2 protein-coding genes are annotated in these 1,026 nt (G+C 50.2%); both read right to left on the reverse strand.

Features of this window, described 5'->3' with window-relative positions:
• Positions 1-603: type VI secretion system contractile sheath domain-containing protein (locus BZK31_RS27290; protein ID WP_208617240.1), on the reverse strand; the 603-nt coding region annotated here is incomplete at its 3' end.
• Positions 604-608: 5 nt separating this feature from the next.
• Positions 609-1,025 carry a type VI secretion system contractile sheath small subunit gene (gene tssB / locus BZK31_RS27295; RefSeq protein WP_244182748.1) on the reverse strand — a complete coding sequence of 139 codons (417 nt, stop codon included), beginning with the start codon at positions 1,023-1,025 and terminating at the stop codon, positions 609-611.
• Position 1,026 lies beyond the last annotated feature (1 nt).

Genomic DNA, 1,026 nt, shown 5'->3' on the forward strand with positions numbered 1-1,026 from the left:
CTGCTCCAGCCCAAAAAACTGAGGACCCGCCGCGGCAATGAATGGAGCATGCGCCATGCAGGCGACACTTGAGACGTACTGCATGGTCTTCACGTCAGGCGCGCTGGGCGAAAAATAGTAGTTGGCGATGATTGCGCCGACCGGATTGCCACCAAACTGTCCATACTCAGCTGTATAGACGTGTTTATATAGGCCCGACTGAACCACTTCTGGAGAGTCTTCGAAGTCTTCGAGCAAATCCTGCTTGGAGACGCTCAGCATATCGATCTTGGTATTCTCCCTGAAATCGGTTCTGTCGATCAGCAACTTAAGCCCGCGCCACGCCGATTCAAGCGCCTGAAAATCAGCATGATGGAGGATTTCATCCATCTGACGACTCAACTTGATATCGATTTCGGTGATCATGCGATCGACCAAGGCTTTCTTTACCGGCTCCGCACTGTTGTGTGGCTTCAACAGTTCTTCGATGAACGCTGCGACACCGCGCTTCGCTATCGCATAAGCCTCATCATTCGGACAAATCTTCGTTTCGGCGATAATCTGATCAAGAACTCCTGACTCAAACTTTGCATGTTCATGTTGTTGCGCTAGGTTCGTGCTCATCTTTTTTATTCCTGACCTGCCAGATCTGATTCCACCCCAACGCCGAAACCCAGTTCGCCAAGCACTCGAGTACGCGATGCCTCATTGATGAGCACGTTCTCTATCGCCTTGCGAAAAGCAGGAGCGTTACCCAAGGGGCCTTTCAACGCCATCAAGGCATCTCGCAATTCCATGAGCTTTTTAAGCTCAGGAACCTGCTGCACCAGACTGGCCGGATTGAAATCGCTCATTGAGCTAACACTGACGTTTACCGCCAGTTCTTCGACATCACCATCACGTTGCAAGTGATTAGGAACACTGAGTGTCAGTTGCAGGTCCTGCTTCGCCAACACATCATCGAAATTATTCTTGTCGATGCTGATTGACTTGCGATTTTCGACTTTTCGTTCATCAACCCGCTGAACGAAATCACCCAATACCAAG

The sequence above is a fragment of the Pseudomonas floridensis genome (assembly GCF_002087235.1).
In the GTDB taxonomy this organism is placed as follows: domain Bacteria; phylum Pseudomonadota; class Gammaproteobacteria; order Pseudomonadales; family Pseudomonadaceae; genus Aquipseudomonas; species Aquipseudomonas floridensis.